Source organism: Rahnella aceris, assembly GCF_011684115.1.
Taxonomy (GTDB): Bacteria; Pseudomonadota; Gammaproteobacteria; order Enterobacterales; family Enterobacteriaceae; genus Rahnella; species Rahnella aceris.
In genome coordinates, this window is the sequence record NZ_JAADJV010000004.1 from 105,634 (window position 1) to 126,611 (window position 20,978).

Below are 20,978 nucleotides of genomic sequence, written 5' to 3' on the forward strand. Positions count from 1 at the left end.
CACTTAATGGGAAATCTCAGGTGAAGTTCGTAAAGTATTTATTGATTCTTGCAGTGTGTTGCATTTTGCTGGGAGCCGCCTCGATCTTCGGTTTGTATAAATATATCGAGCCACAGCTACCCGATGTCGCCACGCTTAAAGACGTGCGCTTGCAAACACCAATGCAAGTTTTCAGTGCCGAGGGTGATTTAATCGCTCAATATGGTGAAAAGCGCCGTATCCCACTGAAACTCGACCAGATCCCACCGGAACTGGTGCATGCGTTTATCGCGACAGAAGACAGTCGTTTCTATGAACATCACGGCGTGGACCCGATCGGTATTTTCCGTGCGGCTTCCGTTGCGCTGGTGTCCGGCCACGCCTCACAGGGCGCGAGTACCATTACTCAGCAACTGGCCCGTAACTTCTTCCTGAGTCCTGAACGCACGCTGACCCGTAAAATCAAGGAAGCATTTCTGGCCATCCGCATTGAGCAGATGATGTCCAAAGATGAAATCCTTGAGCTGTATCTGAATAAGATCTATCTCGGTTATCGCGCTTATGGCGTGGGTGCCGCTGCACAGGTTTACTTCGGGAAAAATGTCAACCAACTGACACTCAGTGAAATGGCGGTGATTGCCGGTCTGCCAAAAGCACCGTCAACCTTCAATCCGCTGTATTCTCACGATCGTTCCCTGGCGCGTCGCAACACCGTACTGGTGCGTATGCTGGATGAGAAATACATCACGCAGGCCCAGTACGATCAGGCGCGTGCTGAGCCGCTGGTGGCGAATTATCATGCTCCACATATCGAGTTTTCTGCGCCGTATCTGACCGAAATGGTGCGTCAGGAGATGGTGAAACGTTATGGCGACAACGCTTATAACGATGGCTACATGGTTTACACCACCATTACCAAGAAAACCCAGCTGGCCGCGCAGGAAGCCCTGCGCACCAACGTGCTCAATTACGATATGCGCCACGGTTACCGTGGCCCGTCAAATCAGTTATGGAAAGTGGGTGAACCTGCGTGGGATCAGGACAAGATTGTTCAGTCGCTGAAAACCCTGCCAGTGTATGGCCCGCTGTTCCCGGCCGTTATCACCGCAACGGACGACGCTCAGGCGACGGCAACGATGTCCAACCGCGCGGTCATCAGCCTGCCATTCAGCGGCATGCGCTGGGCGCGACCTTACCGTAATGACAATGCTCAGGGCCCGACTCCGAAAAAAGTCACTGACGTGGTGCGCCCTGGTCAGCAAGTTTGGGTACGTAAAGTGGGTGATGACTGGTGGCTGGCGCAGGTGCCTGATGTCAACTCAGCCATCGTTTCACTCAATCCAAACGACGGTGCCATTGAAGCGCTGGTCGGCGGGTTTGACTTCAACCAGAGTAAGTTTAACCGCGCCAATCAGGCGGTTCGTCAGCTCGGTTCGAACATCAAACCTTTCCTGTATACCGCAGCAATGGATAAAGGCCTGACGCTGGCGACTATCCTGAATGACATGCCAATCACCCGCTGGGATGCCGGTGCCGGTACCGACTGGCGGCCGAAGAACTCCCCGCCAACGTATTACGGTCCGATCCGTTTACGTCAGGGTCTGGGCGAGTCTAAAAACGTGGTGATGGTGCGTGCGATGCGTGCGATGGGTGTGGATTACGCGGCTGAATATCTGCAGCGTTTTGGCTTCCCGGCGGCGAACATTGTTCATTCCGAATCACTGGCATTGGGTTCTGCTTCATTCACTCCGTTACAGGTGGTGCGCGGTTACGCCACACTGACCAACGGCGGTTATCTGGTTGACCCGTATTTCATCACCAAAATCGTGGATGAATCCGGCCAGGTTCAGTTTGAAGCCAAACCTAAAATCGCCTGCCGTACCTGTAATATTCCGGTTATTTATGGGGATACGCAGAAATCTGCCGTGCTGTCGGATGACAACGTAGAAAATGTTGCTACGTCCACCATCAATAACAATACCAGTGTGCCAACGCCACAACTTGAGCAGGTTCCGCCGAACTCGCCACAGGTTGATGCCGCACAGCAATACGCACCGCATGTGATCAGTACTCCTCTGTCATTCCTGATCAGTGATGCACTGAACTCCAACATCTTCGGGGAACCGGGCTGGATGGGGACGGGCTGGCGCGCAGGACGCGACCTGAAACGTCACGACATTGGCGGCAAAACCGGGACAACCAACAGCTCGAAAGATGCCTGGTTCTCCGGATATGGTCCTGACGTGGTGACATCAGTCTGGATTGGCTTTGACGATCACCGTCGTGATTTGGGCCGTTCGACGGCTTCCGGTGTCATCCCGGATCAAATCTCCGGTGCCGAAGGCGGCGCGAAAAGTGCTCAGCCAGCCTGGGATGATTACATGAAAGCCGTGCTGGAAGGAGTGCCGGAACAGCCACAGACTCCGCCTCCGGGTGTGGTGACCGTCACTATCGATAAGAGTACCGGTAAGCTTTCTGACGGCGGCGGTAACAGTCGCCCGGAATACTTTATCGACGGGACTCAGCCGACAGAACATGCTGTGCATGAGGTCGGAACAACCATCATGGATAACGGTCAGGAACACGAACTGTTCTGATGCCTGAGCTGTAAAGCAAAAAGCCGGTCTGCGTAATGCATGACCGGCTTTTTTAATGATGTTTTATCGCAGGCTCAGCGGGCATTGCGCATCAGAAACTCATGCGCCAGAAATAACGCACTCACGTTGCGGGCTTCGCAAAAATCGGGATGTTGCAACAGTTCCATCATGCGTGACACCGGCCAGCGCGTTTGTGGCAAAGGTTCCGGCTCATCACCTTCCAGGCTTTTCATATACAAATCTTTAGCAATGACGATATTCATGCGACTGGAGAAGTAAGAAGGTGCCATGGTCAGTTTTGCCAGCACGTCAAAGTGCCGTGCACCGTAGCCCACTTCTTCCATCAGTTCCCGGTTCGCCGCCTCAAGCACACCTTCACCCGGATCAATCAGGCCCTTGGGAAAACCCAGCTCGTAGCTTTCAATCCCAACGGCATATTCCTGAATTAACAACAGCTCATCATCAATGATCGGTACAATCATCACCGCTTCACGATCGGAAGGACGCATGCGTTCATACACGCGTTCAGCGCCATTGCTGAATGTCAGATCAACAGATTCGATGGTGAATAATCGCGAACGGGCTACGGTTTCCACCTTCGTAATTTTCGGTTTTTGCAGGTGTTGTGTCATCTCATCCCCAACTTATTATTCACCTGACCAGAGGTGTTCTAATGGGTTCGTTTGTCTGTTCAAAAGCCGCTACCGGTAGTCATTGTGCGTTAAGGAGCGTCAGCATCGCAATCTTTACTGAAAAACTGTCTTTGTCCTGCCTATTTCCCGTTCAAAATGTCACTAAATAATCGCCGTTAATCGCGCAAAAAAAACACGTTGACTCATGGCTGTCACATTTTTGCTTTAACAAAAACACTCTCACTTAAAAATAGGATTATACCGATACCCGTTAATTCCCAAATGCAGGTATCCTCTAGCGTGGTATTTTTGTGCACGCGATTCAGGTTAACAATAATAAAATTCCTATCAAAAAGCACCCATGCGCAGAATGTGCATTTCGTTATATGTATAATACTTTCACAGAGTTGACGTAAGTCACCCACGTCTGAACGGGGATCGGATGAGCACAGTAGTCGTGACACTGGTGTTGTTGTGTATCGCAATTATTGCCACAGCGTCTTATTTTTGGCTCGTATTGCGTCGCCGCCAACGCGGCGAGTCAGTCGTGCGTTTTTCCACACCCAGTCAGCGCAAACTCTCCCAGAAAGAACGCGACGCAGTAGAACGCTATCTGCGACAAAATGAAGGCCTCGGCCAGACACCGATCACCCACCGCAATAATCTGATTATCCTGCGAGATAAACTGACGCTGACCACCAAAAGCGAAAATGTTTATAGCCTGACCCGCGCGATCACCCGTTATGGGGTGGCGAGCGAAGATCCTAACAAATGGCGTTACTTCCTCGATTCTACTGAAATTCACCTGCCGCCATTCTGGGAGCAATACATTGCTCAGGAAAACCAGGTCGAGCTGATCAAAACACAGACTCTGCCGCTGGTGATTTCACTCAACGGTCATACGCTGACCGAGCACGTTTACGAAGGCCCGGCGCCGGTTTCGGCGGTGATACCTTCTCAGCCGCAAAATGCGTCTATCCGTCATGAAGAAAGCGAGCATATTGAACTGGTCAAAGTGCGTCGCGAAACACGTGAAGAGCATGCGCTGACCCGTTCGAATGGTGTAAAAGAAGCGCTGGCTGTTTCCGCTATTCTGCTTCTGCTTTTCATCACACTGCAAAGTCCGGTGATATTTCTGCCCTGGTTGCTGGTGATTTCGGCAGGATTAGCCGCCTGGGTTATCTGGCGGTTTGTGTCTGAACGTTTAGGTAAAAATCGTAAGGAAATTCATTGCCTGCGCGGCTTACCTAAACGCTGGGGTTTGTTCGGTGAATCCAAACAAGGTGATATCAGCAATATTTCGCTCGGTGCGGTAGACCTGATTTATCCGCCTCACTGGCAGCCCTATATTGGTCGTGATCTCGGACAGCCAACGGACGTGGAAGTCTATATGAACAGCCACGTTGTCCGCCAGGGAAGCTATCTGACACTGCACGAGGAAGTGAAAAGATTCCCGCTCCAGCAGTGGGGAAGAAACCTGGTGCTCGCCACCAGCGCCTTCCTCTTGCTGCTGGCGTTACTGGTTTATGTGCCGCTTGGCCTGCCGCTCAAACTCAGCGTAGCCTGGCTGCAAGGTGCACAAAGTTCGCAGGTTAACAGCGTACAGGAACTGGAAAAGGCTGCCCTGCGCGTCGGCGACACCCTGAAAGTTCAGGGTACCGGCATGTGTTATGTGCCACCGGCGGCCAGCCGTTCTGCATCCGGTTTTATGCCTTTTGATTGTTCCGCGATTTACTGGAATACCGCGACGCCGCTGCCGGTGCCGCAGTCAGAAATTATTGATGCAGCTACAGCGCTGCAAACCACGGTGAACAACCAGCTGCATCCCGGCCAGAACCAAACCCCCGAGCAAAACATTAACCCGCAACTGGCCACCGCCATCGAGAAATCCGGGATGATCCTGCTTGATGATTTCGCGGATATCGTGCTGAAAACCGAAACGCTATGCGGAAACAGTAACGATTGTGTTCGTCTGAAAAATGCGCTGGTGAATCTGGGCAATTCGAGCAACTGGAATTCGCTGGTGAAGCGGGCAAAAGCAGGCACATTGCAGGGGATTAACGTTCTGCTGCGTCCGGTCAGCGCGCAATCGCTGAGTGAACTGGTGAATAACGCAACGTCTTCTTTCTTTGTTCAGGAAACCCGTCGCGCCGCTGACAGCCTTAACAGCCCGCCACCGGGCGGATTCTTGATCAGTAACGATGAAGGACGCCAGTTGATTGAAATGCCCACGCCTCCGGTCAGCGTGTTTGCTAACCCGCCTCAGGAGCAGTGGAAGCAACTGCAACAATTATCGACACTCCTGCTACATACACCGTTCAGTGCGCAGGGCGTGATCACCAGTATCAGCATTGATGCCAACGGAACCCGTCACATTTCGTTGCACAGCGAGCCGGATATCTCAACGCTCTGGCGCTATCTGGGCACCAGCTTATTACTGTTACTGTTAATCGGTGTTCTGGCGGTCAATCTCGTGCTGTTTACCCGCCGTTTCATCAAAGATAAGCGCAGAATCGACGATATTCAGCAATATTATAACTCCTGCTTTCATCCCACATTAATGCCAATCCCCGTGCAAAAACTGGGCTGAAAACCACCGGGTGTCCCTGCGCCACCCGGTCAGATTATGCTACCCTGACGCCCTTCCCTGCTTTCATCTGTTCGCCCCTGCGGTTTCTCACAGCCGCAAGAACCTGGAGTCTTCATGCCCCCCGATTTTGACTGGCAATGCATCGATACTGTTTTACTGGATATGGACGGCACATTGCTGGATCTGGCTTTTGACAGCCAGTTCTGGTTGCAGGATGTCCCTCTTGCCCTTAGCCAGCAGCGTGCGATCCCGCTTGAAAACGCGCGCCAGTTAATTCATGACGAATATCTTGCCGTCCAGCACACCATGAACTGGTATTGCTTCGACTACTGGAGTGAAAGGCTGAGTCTGGATATCTACCAGATGACGACGAACATCGGCAAAAATGCGCGTCTTCGCGACGACACGCTGCCGTTTCTGGTTCACCTGCGTGAAAGCGGACGACAGACAATTTTGCTCACCAATGCGCATCCGCACAGTCTTTCCGTTAAAATTGAACATACCGGATTAGACCAGCACCTTGATTTATTACTTTCCACCCACACATTTGGTTATCCGAAGGAAGATCAGCGGCTGTGGTCTGCAGTTCAGCAACAAACGGGCTTTAATCCCGACAGGACATTATTTGTCGATGACGGTGAACCGATCCTGAATGCGGCAAAAACCTTCGGCATCCGCTATTGTCTGGGTATAGAAAATCCGGACTCGACCATGGCAAATAAGTCATTTGAAGGACATCCTTCCATCAATGATTACCGCAGCCTGTTGCCTGCAATTCACCCCGTAACAGGCCCGGCTAAGTAACACCGGTACGCTCAGGGGAAGAATATGAAAGGTAAAACGGAAGACGACGATAATGCAGTACGCCTCGATAAATGGTTGTGGGCGGCTCGTTTTTATAAGACCCGCGCGCTGGCACGCGAGATGATTGATGGCGGCAAAGTGCATTACAACGGTCAGCGGGGGAAACCCAGCAAGCTGATGGAACTGAATGCCGAAATTACATTGCGTCAGGGAAATGACTCAAAAACGATCATCGTTCTGGGGCTGACCACTCAGCGCCGTAGTGCAGAAGAAGCACAGAAACTGTATCAGGAAACTGAGGCGAGCATTGCCAGCCGGGAAAAAATCTCCGAAGCACGCAAAATGAACGCGATGCCGCATCCGGACAGACGTCCGGACAAAAAGGAACGCCGCAACCTGATCAAATTTAAATATGGCGATTCTGAATAAATCCAAAGTCCTTCCAGGAGGGATGAAGGATTTGAGTTCGCTAAACAGAGAGAAAATTATGTCTAATCACGACCAACTGCATCGCTACCTGTTCAATCATCACGCCGTTCGCGGTGAACTGGTCTCGCTCAAAGAGACTTTCCAGCAGGTTATTGCCGGTCACGACTATCCGGCAGAAGTGCGCAATCTGCTGGGTGAAATGTTGGTGGCGACCAGCCTGCTGACTGCCACCCTGAAATTTGACGGCGATATTACCGTGCAGTTGCAAGGTGATGGTCCGCTGAAACTGGCCGTGATCAACGGTAACAACAAGCAGGAACTGCGCGGCGTCGCACGTCTGCAGGGTGACATTACCGAAGGCAGCTCGCTGAAAGAGATGATTGGCAACGGCTACATGGTGATCACGATTTCTCCGACCGTCGGCGAACGCTATCAGGGCGTCGTGGGGCTGGAAGGCGAAAACCTGGCAGAGTGTCTGGAAAACTACTTCATGCAGTCAGAACAGCTGCCAACCCGCATCTTCATCCGCACGGGTGAAGTTGAAGGCCAGCCTGCTGCAGGCGGCATGTTGTTGCAGGTTCTGCCAGCGCAAGATACTGATCCGGAAGAGTTCAGCCATCTGGCACAACTGACCACCACCATCAAGGCGCAAGAGCTGCTGACCCTGCCTGCCAACGAAGTGCTTTATCGTCTGTATCATCAGGAAGAGGTCACCCTGTATGAACCGCAGAATGTCTGTTTCCGTTGCACCTGTTCCCGCGAACGTTGTGCAGCAGCGTTGCTGACGCTGCCGGATGAAGATGTGCTCGACATGCTGGAAACTGATGGAAAAATAGAGATGCACTGCGATTATTGCGGCACGGACTATGAATTTGACGCGATGGATATGGCGACACTGAAAGCTGGCGGCGACGTTCATTCCGGAGATGACCACGTTCATTGATCGTTAACACGCGCAGCCTGAGGGACTTTTCACTGAAAAGTCCCTTTTTTATTGCTATTCCATAACCTCATTTGCACACCTTTCGGGTTTTTCATCACAATTCTGGAAAAACATTCACATCTACCGTTATTCTTTGAGAGCTGTCGTGGCACAAAAGCGATATATACCTACAATAGCAACTGATTTATCCCTATTTACGGGATTCAAATTCAGCAAGGAGCAGGGAAATGCCTACCACTATCGGGATCACCGCCGAAACACTCTCCCAGTATGGGATCCACCAGAATAGCGAAATTGTCTATAACCCTGATTACGAAACTCTTTTTGCAGAAGAGACGGCCCCGGGCCTGGAAGGTTATGAGCGCGGGCAGGTGACAGAGCTCGGTGCAGTGAATGTCGATACTGGCATTTTCACCGGCCGCTCGCCGAAAGATAAATACATCGTCCGTGATGACACCACACGCGATACGCTCTGGTGGGCTGATCAGGGCAAAGGGAAAAATGATAACAAACCGCTGTCGCAGGAAATCTGGACATCACTCAAGGCGCTGGTCAGCAAGCAGCTATCCGGGAAACGTTTGTTTATCGTTGATGCCTTCTGCGGTGCCAATGCAGACTCGCGCCTGAAAGTACGCTTTATTACGGAAGTCGCCTGGCAGGCACATTTCGTCAAGAACATGTTCATTCGCCCCGAAGTCAATGAACTGGAAAATTTCGAGCCTGATTTCATCGTGATGAACGGCGCGAAATGTACCAATCCGGACTGGCAGAAACAGGGCCTGAATTCTGAAAACTTCATCGCTTTCAATCTGACCGAGCGTATCCAGCTGATAGGCGGCTCGTGGTACGGCGGCGAAATGAAGAAAGGCATGTTCGCAGTCATGAACTATCTGCTGCCATTGCAGGGTATCGCCTCAATGCATTGCTCAGCGAACGTCGGCGAAAAAGGCGATGTGGCGGTGTTCTTTGGTCTCTCCGGTACCGGCAAAACCACCTTATCCACCGATCCGAAGCGTCAGCTTATCGGTGATGATGAGCACGGCTGGGACGATGACGGCGTCTTTAACTTTGAAGGTGGCTGCTATGCCAAAACCATCAAACTGAGCAAAGACGCCGAGCCGGAAATTTTCGGTGCGATAAAACGCGATGCCTTGCTGGAAAACGTGATGGTCAGCGCAGACGGCAAAATCGACTTCAATGACGGCAGCAAGACTGAGAATACCCGCGTCTCCTACCCGATTTATCACATTCAAAATATCGTGAAACCGGTATCGAAAGCCGGTCACGCCAGTAAAGTGATTTTCCTGACAGCCGATGCGTTTGGCGTATTGCCGCCGGTTTCCCGTCTCACAGCCGCGCAAACGCAATACCATTTCCTGTCCGGTTTCACTGCGAAGCTGGCCGGAACTGAGCGCGGTGTCACTGAACCCACGCCAACCTTTTCTGCCTGCTTTGGTGCGGCGTTCCTGATGCTGCACCCGACGCAATACTCCGAAGTATTGGTGAAGCGCATGGAAGCTGCAGGCGCTCAGGCCTATCTGGTGAACACTGGCTGGAATGGTACCGGCAAACGTATTTCGCTGAAAAATACCCGCGCTATTATCGACGCGATCCTCAACGGCACCATTGATGATGCGGAAACCTTCACCTTGCCGCTGTTTAATCTGGCGGTGCCGGTTGAGCTGCCGGGCGTCGACACGCATATTCTGGATCCGCGCAATACTTACGCCAGCCGTGAACAGTGGCAGGAAAAAGCTGAACATCTGGCACAGTTATTTATCGATAACTTCGACAAATACACCGATACCCCGGCTGGCGCCGCACTGGTCAGTGCCGGACCGAAACGCTAATCTGCTGGCAAACTCTTATCAGGCGCGGGCTTCCGCGCCTTTTTTATTGCAACCAGCCCAGCGGCATTTCAGAATGACAGCATTGCTGTCAGAGGAGCCTGATATGGCGACGATTACCGTTCGTAATCTGGATGATGATGTGAAGGAATTACTGCGCATTGCGGCGGCCAGAAAAGGCCATTCGATGGAAGAAGAAGCACGTTTGATACTAAAACAGGCGCTGACCACTACTGTGCCTGATTTTGGTCTGGGCAGTCAGCTGCGCCAGCGCTTTTCTTCCCTGAGCGTGGAACATCTGGAACTGCCACCGAAATGATCATCCTCAATACTGCCGTCATCCTTGAGATGATTAGCCCCTTCCCGCAAAAGAACGTGCTGCAATGGCTGGACGCGCAGGACGCCACACAACTGTATCTGACCAGCCTGAGCGTCGCGGCACTTTTCAGCTGGGCGGATAGTCTGCCGGAGAATCAGCCGAAAGCCGCGCTTTCGGACGCTTTGCTGGAGATGATGAACCAGGATTTCGCGGGCAGGCTGTTGCCGTTTGATGCGGCCAGCGCGCTGTATTACCCGCGTGTGATGGCCTTATCGAAGGCGGCCAATATTGAGATGGCGGAGCGTGATATGCAGCTCGCGGCAATCTGCCTGAACCATCAGGCGGGGCTTGCCACGGATCACGCAGAAGTGTTTGCCCACACGGGCGTGGTGTTAGTTAATCCATGGGATACGGCGGAAACACCACGATGGCGGGAAGAAGCGGCAGAGTATTATGTGATGAGCAGGAAGAATTAAGCCAGCGGCTGGGCTGCTGTTAAACCGTGGGTTGCCACCCACACTGGCCTTAAAGGTGGCTTATCGCCACCCCCCTTAAGGAATCCCGGGCTCTATTGCGCGCTCCGCGCTGGCTATGTTTCAGCTGCCGCAGCGCGATAAGTGATCGCCGAAATTGAGAAACCGAAACTTTCACCTGTCTGAATAAAAGGGATCATTAAGGCTCCCCTTAATCAAACCAGTTTTTGCTGTACCGCCACCGCTTTCAGCATCTCAACCGGTAACGGCAGATAGGCCCGAATTCGTAATCCCCCGCGGTCACTTTTCCCGATATCCAGCGTGCCTGAGTGGGCATCAATAATGCGCTGAACAATCGCCAGCCCGAGTCCGGTTCCGCTGGTAGTTCGCGCACTTTCGCCACGCACAAATGGCTGAAACAGATGCTTAAGCTGGTCAGGCTCAATGCCCGGGCCGTCGTCTTCAACCTGGAACCAGGCCCGCTGCAATTCGCGACCACTACTGACTTTAATCCAGCCGTCGCCATAACGGGCAGCATTCACCACCATATTCACCACGGCACGTTTGATAGACAGCGGATGAGCATTGACCAGCAATTCGCCGTCCGCCAGACCAGAGTCGATCTCACGTTCATAACCGCTTTCCGTCGCAATCACTTCGCCCAGAATACCGTTAAGATCGGTGATCTCGGTCGGCATCTCCTGTCCGGTGCGCAGATAATCGATGAACTGCTCAATAATCGCGTTGCACTCTTCGATATCTTTATTGATCGACTCGGCGAGATAACTGTCATCGTCACTCATCATTTCGGTCGCCAGACGAATGCGCGTCAGCGGCGTACGCAGATCATGGCTGACGCCCGCCATCAGAAGGGTACGGTCATCGGCCAGCAGTTTGACACCGGCAGCCATCTGATTAAACGCCCGCGTCACAGAACGCACTTCAGACGCACCGTATTCACGCAGCGGCGGCGGAATAATACCTTTCCCTACCTGCAACGCCGCATGCTCCAGCTCAACCAGGGGGCGGTTCTGTATACGGATAAACAGCCACGCGCCACCAATCGCCAGCAACATAATCGCCAACGTATAGCGGAACAGCGGAGAGAAATCGCCCTGATGGATTTCAGTAAGGGGAACCCGCACCCAGATGTCAGGCGACAACCAGGTTTTCAGCCACACCACCGGGGTATTTTTATTGACCTCGACGCGCACGTCAGTAGGACCACCGAGTTGCTGCGCCATCTGCTGACTGAGGAATTCGTAATGCTGCGCCCAGCGCAGGCCACTCTCCTCGGCCGCAGAGTTGGTATAAAGAGAAATGCCCAGTTCGCGGTAGATTTCGCGACGAAATGCCGGTGGAACCGCCAGCAACGTCCCATCTTCCAACTGCAGCCGGTCAGTCATCAGCATACGGACTTCGTATGCCAATACCTTATTGAACTGCTGCAGGCTGGGCAGAATGGCGAAGTTCAGCACCACCAGATAGGTCGTCACCAGGCTGACGAACAGCAAGGTGACGATTAATAACAGTGTTCGGGCAAACGAGCTACGCGGTGAAAAGCGTATTCGCTTCATGCCTTACTGCCGTCCGGTACAAATACGTAGCCCAGACCCCAGACAGTCTGAATGTAACGCGGATGCGCCGGATCTTCTTCTACCATACGACGCAGACGGGAAATCTGCACATCGATAGAGCGTTCCATCGCACTGTATTCACGGCCACGCGCCAGATTCATCAGCTTGTCACGGGACAGTGGCTCACGCGGATGGCTTACCAGCGCTTTCAGCACGGCAAACTCACCACTGGTCAGTGGCATAGGCTCATCTTCACGGAACATTTCGCGGGTGCCGAGGTTTAGTTTGAACTTACCAAATGAGATAACCGCCTCTTCCTGAGAAGGTGCGCCTGGCAGTTCATTGGCCTGACGCCGCAGGACTGCGCGGATACGCGCCAGCAGTTCACGCGGGTTAAATGGCTTAGGAATGTAGTCGTCGGCGCCGATTTCCAGGCCCACGATACGGTCAACTTCTTCCCCTTTCGCCGTCACCATGATGATCGGCATCGGGTTACTCTGGCTGCGCAGACGACGGCAGATAGATAAGCCATCTTCGCCAGGCAACATCAGATCCAGAACCATCAGGTGGAATGACTCACGGGTCAGCAAACGGTCCATTTGTTCAGCATTGGCAACGCTACGCACCTGGAAGCCCTGTTCAGTCAGATAACGCTCCAAAAGTGCACGCAGGCGCATATCGTCATCGACCACCAGAATCTTGTGATTTTCTTGCATTTAAATCTCCCAAAGGCGTGAATGCCTCAAGCTTGTATTGTTAGAAAAGTCAGCCAAAACAGACAGCGTTTAATGGTATATATTCTAGTCGAAATTGTAACAATGATTATGGATTTCCTAATTTATCAACAATATCAGAGGAGTCTTCTGCAAGCGAAGGTTGGTTTGTTACGGGGTGTCCCGCTCTGCAAACCTGCTCATCCGTTTTTCTGGTCATTATCTGAGCATTTCTACCGAAAGTATCAGGAAAATGATCATCTCAATGTGCCCGTGGGGATAAAAGTTTGGTGATTTTACTTATTCGTTTGATTAATAATAAAGTGATAAGGATAATATTTTATTTGAGAAATAGATCATTTACCCACCAACTGATCATTTGAATGAATTAACCAAACCATAAAGATCATAGACAGTGATATTTCAGATTAAAAACTCATTATCATTTAATTAGACAGGATGCCACCGACTATTCAATGTATAGAACACTTGATAGAATCCGGCGTCTGAAGGTGATGAATTCACTTTATTTAATCCGATAAAGTCATCTTTAGATTAACCACTAATTTTTATTTCTGAATGGACGCAAAAAATGAAAACCAAGTTCAAGCTCTTAGCGGGTGGGATATTTTTGGCTATGGCTGCAAATAGCTATGCGATCGATGGCGCTATTAATTTTACGGGTGCGATTGTTGAAGAGGCCTGTGAAATCAATGGGGGTGAAGAGCTCAATATACCTTTAGGGACTTATTCAGCAGCTCAATTCCAGGAAATTGGTGATCTCTCTCCGAAGATCCCTTTTACCCTGCCACTTGATAACTGTCCTGTCGTTACTGAAAGTAATCCTACCCCTCACTTCCGGATATGGCTGGAGTCAGATACCGTTGCTGATACCACTGATTTGATTGCACTTGGCAATGATTACGGTGATGAAATGGCGGATGGTGTCGGCATCAGAATCGAAGATGCAGAAACCAACGAGATAATGAAAATCAACGGATTACCTGACATCATCTATCCAATCCCCGGAAAGGTTATGAATGTCAACCTTCTCGCATACTATGAGTCGTTTAAATTGCCTGGCGATATCACTGCCGGTGCGGCAGACGCGCGCGTGAAAGTCACTCTCGATTACAGATAAGTACTTTGAGCCTTGCCCTGTAAAAAATTAATTCTACAGGGCATTTCTTATACGTTTATTCAATTACCGCATGGATATATTGCTACTGTAAGGATTCATATTCGAATGGGTAAGTCAAAAATATTAACATTACTTTTCATTATAACCTCAGTAGTTACATCACAAATAACCTATGCCGGCGGAATTATTGTCGGACGGACACGCGTTATTTATGATGCAGATAAAAGGGAAGCTACCCTTTCCGTTAAAAATAATGCCGATAACAATCCTTTCCTCATACAATCGTGGGTTGATGCGGGGGGAGAAAAAACACGCGGTCCTTTTATTATCACCCCGCCACTATTTCGACTGAATGCTCAACAGGAAAGTAACCTGCGCATTTCCTATAACGGCAGCGTCCTCCCGACAGACAGAGAGTCCGTTTTCTATATCAATGTTAAAGCGATACCTTCAACGCCAAAAAATACAAAAAACGAACTTAAACTGGTGGTCAATACGCGGATAAAGCTCTTTTACCGGCCAACAAAACTGCCCGGAAAATCGTTTGAAGCACCGAAGGCGCTCACTTTCTCCAGAAATAACGGTCATCTCGTTATCAAGAATCAGAGCCCTTATCACGTTGTTTTCAGTTCACTCAGCATTGGCTCAACTTTTTTAAAAGAGGTGGCCATGATTGCGCCATTGAGCGAGCTGGATGTCATTCTTCCCGCGAAAATCTCAGGCAACAGTGTGAAATGGGAAGCGATAAATGACTATGGCGGCACGACAGAACGATATGAGCAACCTCTGTAACCGGACCAATAAAGCCACGCCATAACTCACAGCAATCGCCTAATTACGGCAACTCAGAAGCACGAGAAAACTATGCTCACGGATGAAAAATTTTTACAGAAGAGCTTGTCTGGAGACATTAAAAAGACCTCCGCGCCGCTCGTGCTAAAACTGGGTGGCCTGCTGGCCAGTACGGCTTTGGGATTACTCGCCGCTCACCCGGCCCGTTCAGAAAATGTCTATTTCGATCCTCAGTTCATCGAGCGTCAAGCCGGTGATGTTGGGGATGTCGACCTCTCGTTGTTCCAGAGTAATGACCAGGCACAGTTACCAGGTAACTATGACACTGCATTGTATGTGAATAAAAAATTAAAAATACGTCATTCAATCAGCTACTTGTCCAAACCAGACGGCACGCTTGAGCCACAGATCACGCCTGATATATTGCGGTTACTGGGCGTCAATGTTGATGCGTTTCCGGCGTTAAAAAATCATCAGCCGGACGCACCTTTGGGTTCGCTTGCACAATATATCCCTGCTGCAGACGTCAAATTTGATTTCTACCTCATGCAGCTTAATTTCAGCATTCCGCAGGCAGCGATCCTTCAAAAAGCTGAAGACTATATTGATCCGGAAAAATGGGATGACGGCGCACCTGTACTTTTCTCAAATTATTCCTATTCAGGCGGCCAGAGGAGTTACCGAAATGGCAGTGATGATTCCAGCCAATACCTGAATCTGCAAAATGGCTTCAACGTAGGCCCGTGGCGCTTACGTAATTATACGACTTACAGCAACAGCGGAGGTGAGAAGCGTTGGGATACGATCTCAACCTACGCCGAACGGGATATCAAAACCTTAAAATCAAAATTCCAAATCGGTGAAAACTCGACCTCCGGAGAAATCCTCAGCAGTGTCCCGTTCTCCGGGGTTCAGCTTTTTTCTGACGATAATATGCTGCCAAACAGCCAGCGCGGTTTCGCACCCACCATCCGGGGTATTGCAAACTCAAATGCAGAAGTCACTATCCGGCAAAATGATCACATTATTTATCAGTCTTTTGTCCCTCCGGGTGCCTTTGAGATTAACGATCTTTATCCCTCATCCTACAGCGGAAATCTTGAGATAACGGTGAAAGAAGCTGACGGGACTGAACGCCGGTTTAATCAGCCTTTTTCAGCGATTCCCATCATGCAACGCCCTGGTCGTTTGAAATACAGCGCAACTGCGGGGACTTATCGCGCGACAGATAACAATGAGAAAGAGCCAACCTTTGCTCAAGGTACGGCTATCTATGGTCTTTCAAACACCATTACGTCCTACGGTGGCTCTGTGGTATCTGAAGATTACCTCTCAGGACTCATCGGTATTGGTTATAACCTCCGGTGGCTGGGCGGCATTTCGGCTGATGTTACCCATGCCCGTTCCACACTGGACAATAATCAAACCACCTCAGGTCAGTCATATCGCGTCCAGTATTCGAAAAATATTGAAATGACCGACACAGATTTCAGTCTGGCAAGCTATCGGTACTCAAGTGCGGGATATTACGACTTCGATGAGTCTACACAATATCTTGATGGCGACAATGCTCCGGAACTTGATTATCACAAACGCAGTAAAATCCAGTTCAATATCAATCAGACATTGTGGCAAGGCGCGAGCCTGTATCTGTCAGGATACAAACAGGACTACTGGAACAACAGCGGCAAGGAGAAGAATCTCTCACTGGGCTTAAACAACAGTCTGTTTGGTATCAGCTATAACCTGAGCTATTCCTACAGCCAGTTACAGGATCAGGATAACGATCAACAGATATCCCTGAACGTCCGTATTCCGCTCAGCCGTTGGTTGCCACAAAGCTGGGGGACATACAATGTCTCTCACCAGAAAGGCGAAGGGACACGGCATCAGGTTGGATTAAGCGGAACCGCGCTTGACGATCGTCGCCTGAGCTATTCAGTTCAGCAAAGTTATACCGATCATAACAGTGAAAGCGGCAGCAACCTTTACTCTTCTTACCGCTCCTCCTTTGGCAATCTCAATGCAGGTTACAATTACAGCAGGGATTCTCAGCAACTCAGCTACGGCATTGCCGGCGGGATCGTGGCGCATTCCCGGGGTGCCACTTTGTCTCAACCTCTCGGTGATTCCTTTGCATTGATTGATACCAATGGAGCCAGTGGGGCACGTCTGCAAAATCTTCCTGGCGTCAGAACAGACTGGCGTGGTTTTGCTGTCGTCCCGTATCTGACTGCGTATAACGAAAACCGTATCGCCATGGACACCACCACCCTGCCTGACGACGTAGATATCGAAAATACCTCAGCCATTGTGATCCCGAATTCCGGCGCCATGGTGACGGCACATTTTGATGCCCGAGTGGGGGCCAGAGTTTTGGTGACACTTGTCAGACCAAACGGGGCCACAGTCCCGTTTGGTGCCGTGGCGGCCACTGATAAACAAAGCAATATCGTGGATGAGGGCGGCGTCGTTTATCTGTCAGGTATCCCGTTAGAAAAACCCGTTTTACTTCATGTCAAATGGGGGAATAACGCATCTCAGCAATGTCAGGCTCAACTCAACATTTCTGCCTCAACCTCTCAGGTGAATTCGCTGAAGGCTCAGTGTATTTAAGGATAATTCATGCACACTAAAAAACAGGTTTTGCACAACCTGACATCACTCATAAAGCTCGCACTGTTGGGGATCGCCATAAATAGTTTTTCATCCCTCGCACAAGCGGGATCGGCAATGTGCTCGCCAGAAAATGGTGCCGCCGTGAGTTATGAAAACTTTCTTCATGAAGACATCCCCGCGTCGGACAACGAGAGAGGGAAAAAGTATGAAAAAAGCATGAATGGTGGAATGCAAAATTACACCATTGCCTGCAATTGTACCGACAAAGATGCCAGCAGCCGCAGTGGAGTACTGCTGATGTACACCGTAAAAACCGCCTTACCTAAGGGAACTGAGCCGGGATATTACAAAATTAATGACCACATTGATGTCAAAGCAAGCCTTGATCTGCCTCCGGCAACTGATGTTCCGGTGCCGACGACCAAAACACTTGGCGATGCCACGCATCACACAGATGCAAATAATAACGGCGTTTGCGTGCAGCAAAATACCCGTGCCAGCCTCGACATTGGTTCTCAAGGTTCATTAACTTTTTATATCACCACCCCTTTTATCGGAGAACTGGATATACCAAGAACAGAGATCGCTGAGATTTATTTGTCATCAGGTACGGCCATAGTGACCGCCCCTCCGCTTGGCTCCCCTGTTGCCCGCGTCTACGTCAGCGGAAAACTGACCGTACCCCAAAGCTGCGAAATCAATAAAGGTGAAACGATCACGGTCAATTTCGGTGCCATCGCCACCAATAAATTCACCACGCTCAATCAGCCTCCCAGAGGGTTTATTCCTGTAACGTTCAACATTACGTATGACTGCACAGCCAATGGATTGCCGAAGATCCCGGCAGGTACACAGCTTGCCATGCTGTTGAAGGGGGACGACCTGACAGATCAGTACACGCTGGTCGCCAGACGCCGGCCTTCTGACAATAAAGCCGATATTGGTATTCGCGTTGAGAATGCCAGCGGTACAGCGATCCCTTTTGAATCTGGAAACTTACCCATGAATCAAAACGGTATGGGAAACATCTCTATGACGGCTTACCCAATTAACCTCATTGGTGGCGGGCTGGATACCGGCGAATTCAGTGGGATGGCGACCTTGAAAATAGATATCCGATAAGCCTGCCACGCTGTTCAGTTCACAATCTCAATACTCACCAACCGGCTGTCCGCGCGCCCGTGGTCGTCCACCGCGCGAATGCGATACTGGCCGTTATTGATAGGCCGCCAGTCGATAGCGGATTTGCTGGCGGAGCTGCCGAGGTAGATGTCATCGACAAACCAGTACACCGTTTTACTGTCCGCATCCGTGACCGCATTAAAGGAAATCCGGTCACGGCCTTGCTGTGACTGCCGCAGCGTGTAGGTGGTATTTTTCAGCGGTGACGTGATGCGTGGCGGATTGCCACTCACGTCAACGCCCTCATCCTTGCAGTGATTCGCCGGGGGCTTACGTTTTGGCAACCCTGCCTGTGCAAAAACATTCGCCAGATCCGATGGCCAGAACTCAAACACTTCCGTACGGGTTTCGTCCTCCTCATAAGGCGGGCATGCCACTTCACCGGTCAGTTTATCGAGGCGCACCGGGCGGTAAACCGTATCGACTTTGATCGGCGACTTGCCCGGAATAAACCAGGTTTTGCCTTTTTGCTGGCACCATGGCGTCGGCAAATCACCGCTGGCCAGGCAGATATCCACCCGTTTCAACCCTTTGGGAAACGGGCGTTTGGGTTCCTGCAAATCAGGATAACTGGCGGTAATGCTGTCGATAATATTGAAGAACAGCGGCGCGGCCGCATCGGCACCGACAAACACGTTGTTGCCTTTGCTGTCGAAATTCCCTTCCCACACCACCAGCACGTAAGGCCCGAAAACCCCCACGCTCCAGGCATCACGAAAGCCCCAGGACGTGCCGGTTTTCCAGTAAACTGGCAGTGAAGACGGTGCCTGTGCCAGCGTATCGCCCGGACGGCGGTGCTGGCGCAGCATATCGAGGGTGATGAAACTGGCCTCTTCACTCAGTAACCTGACCGGCGTTGTCTGCCGCGGATCGGATTTCTGCATCCGTAACGGCTGTAAGACGCCACGGTTCGCCAGCAATGCGTACAGTTTTGCCAGTTCCTGCATCGTCACTTCGCCACCGCCCAGCACCAGCGATAAACCATAATGGTTCTCGCTGGACATATCCGCCACGCCGGAAAGACGCAGAAACTGATAGAACGTCGGCTGGCGAAGCTGTGAAGCCACATACACGGCCGGAATGTTGCGGCTGAAGTTCAGCGCATCGGTGGCAGTCACTGGTCCGAGAAATCGCCGGTCGAAATTCTCCGGCGCATATGCCCCAAATGCTGAAGGTACATCTTTGAGAATAGTCATCGGATGCAGCACGCCCTGCTCCATGCCCAGCGCGTAAATAAACGGTTTGAGCGCCGAACCGGGCGAGCGTTTCGCATTGGTGCCGTTCACCTGCCCCTGAATCGTACGGTTGTAGTAATCGGCGGAACCGACCAGCGCACGCACACCCATATCACGGGTATCGGCCAGCACAACAGCAGCATTGTGAATCCCACGGCTTTCGTTGCGGGTGATAAACGCATTCACCTGCCGCACGATCAGCCGCTGCAAACCGGCATCCAGTGTGGTGTCGATACGGGTATCCGTGCGGATAATTTGCGGGTTCTGCTGGCGTAACTGCTCGATGAAATGCGGCGCAATATAAGGCATCTGTTCGGGCTGGCGCAGTGCCAGCGGCAATCTGAACAATGAAGTCTGGCTGCTGTCGGTTGCATAATGGGCCTGCCAGCGCTGGAAAAGCCGGTTACGAGCCTGCGTCAGCGCCGCACCGACAACACCCGTTTTAGAGTCGATACGGTAGCTCGGCGATTGTGGCAGAACCGCCAGCGTCAGTGCTTCCGGTAACGTCAGATCCTTCGGGGCTTTGTTGAAATAAATCAGGCTGGCCGCGCCAATGCTTTCAATATTTCGCCCGTACGGTGCGGTATTCAGATAGGCTTCGAGAATGTCATGTTTGGAATAACTCAGTTCCAGTTGCACCGCGCGCAGAACCTGCATGATTTTACCCGATGGCGTGCGGGTGTTCAGATGCCAGTGCATCCGCGCCAGTTGCATCGTGATAGTGGAGCCGCCCTGCATCTTTCCACCCGTCACATAGCTGCGCCAGAACCCCCGCATCAGGCTGAACGGGTTAAAACCGGGGTTGATATAAAACCAGCGATCTTCATGCAGCAACAAGCTTTTCACCGCCAGTGGAGAAACCTGTTCAAGCGGCGTCCAGAGGCGATAACGGTCGTCGTTCGCCAGCGTGATGCGCATCAGCGTACCCTGACGGTCATAATAGACGGTGGAAAAAGGCTGGCCCTGAGAAAGGAGCGGATGTGGCCAGAGGCGGCATGCCACAATAATCATCGCCAGTAAAAAAACCGCCATCGCGATGTTTTGCAGCAGACGTTTGGCTGTTTTAGAAAATGCGCGAAAGGTGATCATCTTGCTACTCAGAACAG

The 20,978-nt window shown here is 51.2% G+C and carries 16 protein-coding genes; 12 read left to right on the forward strand and 4 right to left on the reverse strand.

Going from position 1 to position 20,978, the window contains the following annotated elements:
• The first annotated feature begins 20 nt into the window (after positions 1 to 20).
• On the forward strand, positions 21 to 2,576 hold the full coding sequence (mrcA, locus tag GW591_RS18750; protein WP_112198410.1) for a peptidoglycan glycosyltransferase/peptidoglycan DD-transpeptidase MrcA: 2,556 nt from the start codon (positions 21 to 23) through the stop codon (positions 2,574 to 2,576).
• Positions 2,577 to 2,650: 74 nt separating this feature from the next.
• Here the strand turns inward: mrcA and nudE are convergent, their stop codons facing one another.
• On the reverse strand, positions 2,651 to 3,208 hold the full coding sequence (gene nudE, locus GW591_RS18755) for an ADP compounds hydrolase NudE (protein WP_013573609.1): 558 nt from the start codon (positions 3,206 to 3,208) through the stop codon (positions 2,651 to 2,653).
• A 442-nt stretch (positions 3,209 to 3,650) separates the two neighbouring features.
• On the opposite strand from nudE, the gene GW591_RS18760 reads away from it, so the two are divergent.
• The 7 genes from GW591_RS18760 (at position 3,651) to GW591_RS18790 (ending at position 10,616) form a co-directional block, all read left to right on the forward strand.
• Positions 3,651 to 5,798: an intracellular growth attenuator family protein gene (locus GW591_RS18760; protein WP_014411507.1), complete on the forward strand. Its 2,148-nt coding sequence runs from the start codon at positions 3,651 to 3,653 to the stop codon at positions 5,796 to 5,798.
• A gap of 114 nt (positions 5,799 to 5,912) precedes the next feature.
• On the forward strand, positions 5,913 to 6,602 hold the full coding sequence (gene yrfG, locus GW591_RS18765; RefSeq protein ID WP_119261116.1) for a GMP/IMP nucleotidase: 690 nt from the start codon (positions 5,913 to 5,915) through the stop codon (positions 6,600 to 6,602).
• A gap of 24 nt (positions 6,603 to 6,626) precedes the next feature.
• Positions 6,627 to 7,031: a ribosome-associated heat shock protein Hsp15 gene (gene hslR / locus GW591_RS18770; protein ID WP_013573605.1), complete on the forward strand. Its 405-nt coding sequence runs from the start codon at positions 6,627 to 6,629 to the stop codon at positions 7,029 to 7,031.
• A 58-nt stretch (positions 7,032 to 7,089) separates the two neighbouring features.
• Positions 7,090 to 7,974, forward strand: a complete 885-nt coding sequence (gene hslO / locus GW591_RS18775; RefSeq protein ID WP_037033672.1) for an Hsp33 family molecular chaperone HslO — start codon at positions 7,090 to 7,092, stop codon at positions 7,972 to 7,974.
• A gap of 227 nt (positions 7,975 to 8,201) precedes the next feature.
• Positions 8,202 to 9,824, forward strand: a complete 1,623-nt coding sequence (pckA, locus tag GW591_RS18780) for a phosphoenolpyruvate carboxykinase (ATP) (protein ID WP_013573603.1) — start codon at positions 8,202 to 8,204, stop codon at positions 9,822 to 9,824.
• A 103-nt stretch (positions 9,825 to 9,927) separates the two neighbouring features.
• Positions 9,928 to 10,140 (forward strand): FitA-like ribbon-helix-helix domain-containing protein, encoded by a 213-nt coding sequence (locus GW591_RS18785; protein ID WP_013573602.1) that lies wholly within the window; start codon positions 9,928 to 9,930, stop codon positions 10,138 to 10,140.
• Positions 10,137 to 10,616 carry a PIN domain-containing protein gene (locus GW591_RS18790; protein ID WP_013573601.1) on the forward strand — a complete coding sequence of 160 codons (480 nt, stop codon included), beginning with the start codon at positions 10,137 to 10,139 and terminating at the stop codon, positions 10,614 to 10,616. Before GW591_RS18785 ends, GW591_RS18790 begins: the two co-directional genes overlap by 4 nt.
• A gap of 212 nt (positions 10,617 to 10,828) precedes the next feature.
• Here GW591_RS18790 and envZ read toward each other — a convergent pair whose 3' ends face one another.
• Positions 10,829 to 12,190, reverse strand: coding sequence for a two-component system sensor histidine kinase EnvZ (envZ, locus tag GW591_RS18795; protein ID WP_013573600.1), 1,362 nt, complete (start codon positions 12,188 to 12,190; stop codon positions 10,829 to 10,831).
• Positions 12,187 to 12,906, reverse strand: a complete 720-nt coding sequence (ompR, locus tag GW591_RS18800; RefSeq protein WP_009635740.1) for an osmolarity response regulator transcription factor OmpR — start codon at positions 12,904 to 12,906, stop codon at positions 12,187 to 12,189. The genes envZ and ompR overlap by 4 nt, the downstream gene beginning before the upstream one ends.
• Before the next feature lie 589 nt (positions 12,907 to 13,495).
• Here ompR and GW591_RS18805 point away from each other — a divergent pair.
• The 4 genes from GW591_RS18805 (at position 13,496) to GW591_RS18820 (ending at position 18,577) form a co-directional block, all read left to right on the forward strand.
• Positions 13,496 to 14,044, forward strand: coding sequence for a fimbrial protein (locus tag GW591_RS18805; RefSeq protein WP_013573598.1), 549 nt, complete (start codon positions 13,496 to 13,498; stop codon positions 14,042 to 14,044).
• Positions 14,045 to 14,149: 105 nt separating this feature from the next.
• Positions 14,150 to 14,836, forward strand: coding sequence for a fimbrial biogenesis chaperone (locus GW591_RS18810; RefSeq protein ID WP_013573597.1), 687 nt, complete (start codon positions 14,150 to 14,152; stop codon positions 14,834 to 14,836).
• 105 nt (positions 14,837 to 14,941) lie between these two features.
• Positions 14,942 to 17,452, forward strand: a complete 2,511-nt coding sequence (locus tag GW591_RS18815; protein WP_225444970.1) for a fimbria/pilus outer membrane usher protein — start codon at positions 14,942 to 14,944, stop codon at positions 17,450 to 17,452.
• Between the two features lie 9 nt (positions 17,453 to 17,461).
• Complete coding sequence (locus tag GW591_RS18820) at positions 17,462 to 18,577, forward strand: fimbrial protein (RefSeq protein ID WP_119261113.1); 1,116 nt, start codon at positions 17,462 to 17,464, stop codon at positions 18,575 to 18,577.
• 14 nt (positions 18,578 to 18,591) lie between these two features.
• Here the strand turns inward: GW591_RS18820 and pbpC are convergent, their stop codons facing one another.
• A complete protein-coding gene (pbpC, locus tag GW591_RS18825; RefSeq protein WP_166861238.1) occupies positions 18,592 to 20,961 on the reverse strand; it encodes a penicillin-binding protein 1C in 2,370 nt (789 codons plus the stop codon).
• Positions 20,962 to 20,978 lie beyond the last annotated feature (17 nt).

Excerpts from the sequence above, each read along its gene's own strand:
- envZ (WP_013573600.1), bottom strand. The coding sequence starts at position 12,190 with ATGAAGCGAATACGCTTTTCACCGCGTAGCTCGTTTGCCCGAACACTG.
- ompR (WP_009635740.1), bottom strand. The coding sequence starts at position 12,906 with ATGCAAGAAAATCACAAGATTCTGGTGGTCGATGACGATATGCGCCTG.
- pckA (WP_013573603.1), top strand. The coding sequence starts at position 8,202 with ATGCCTACCACTATCGGGATCACCGCCGAAACACTCTCCCAGTATGGG.
- hslR (WP_013573605.1), top strand. The coding sequence starts at position 6,627 with ATGAAAGGTAAAACGGAAGACGACGATAATGCAGTACGCCTCGATAAA.
- GW591_RS18760 (WP_014411507.1), top strand. The coding sequence starts at position 3,651 with ATGAGCACAGTAGTCGTGACACTGGTGTTGTTGTGTATCGCAATTATT.
- GW591_RS18805 (WP_013573598.1), top strand. The coding sequence starts at position 13,496 with ATGAAAACCAAGTTCAAGCTCTTAGCGGGTGGGATATTTTTGGCTATG.
- yrfG (WP_119261116.1), top strand. The coding sequence starts at position 5,913 with ATGCCCCCCGATTTTGACTGGCAATGCATCGATACTGTTTTACTGGAT.
- GW591_RS18790 (WP_013573601.1), top strand. The coding sequence starts at position 10,137 with ATGATCATCCTCAATACTGCCGTCATCCTTGAGATGATTAGCCCCTTC.
- GW591_RS18785 (WP_013573602.1), top strand. The coding sequence starts at position 9,928 with ATGGCGACGATTACCGTTCGTAATCTGGATGATGATGTGAAGGAATTA.
- GW591_RS18820 (WP_119261113.1), top strand. The coding sequence starts at position 17,462 with ATGCACACTAAAAAACAGGTTTTGCACAACCTGACATCACTCATAAAG.
- hslO (WP_037033672.1), top strand. The coding sequence starts at position 7,090 with ATGTCTAATCACGACCAACTGCATCGCTACCTGTTCAATCATCACGCC.
- pbpC (WP_166861238.1), bottom strand. The coding sequence starts at position 20,961 with ATGATCACCTTTCGCGCATTTTCTAAAACAGCCAAACGTCTGCTGCAA.
- GW591_RS18810 (WP_013573597.1), top strand. The coding sequence starts at position 14,150 with ATGGGTAAGTCAAAAATATTAACATTACTTTTCATTATAACCTCAGTA.
- nudE (WP_013573609.1), bottom strand. The coding sequence starts at position 3,208 with ATGACACAACACCTGCAAAAACCGAAAATTACGAAGGTGGAAACCGTA.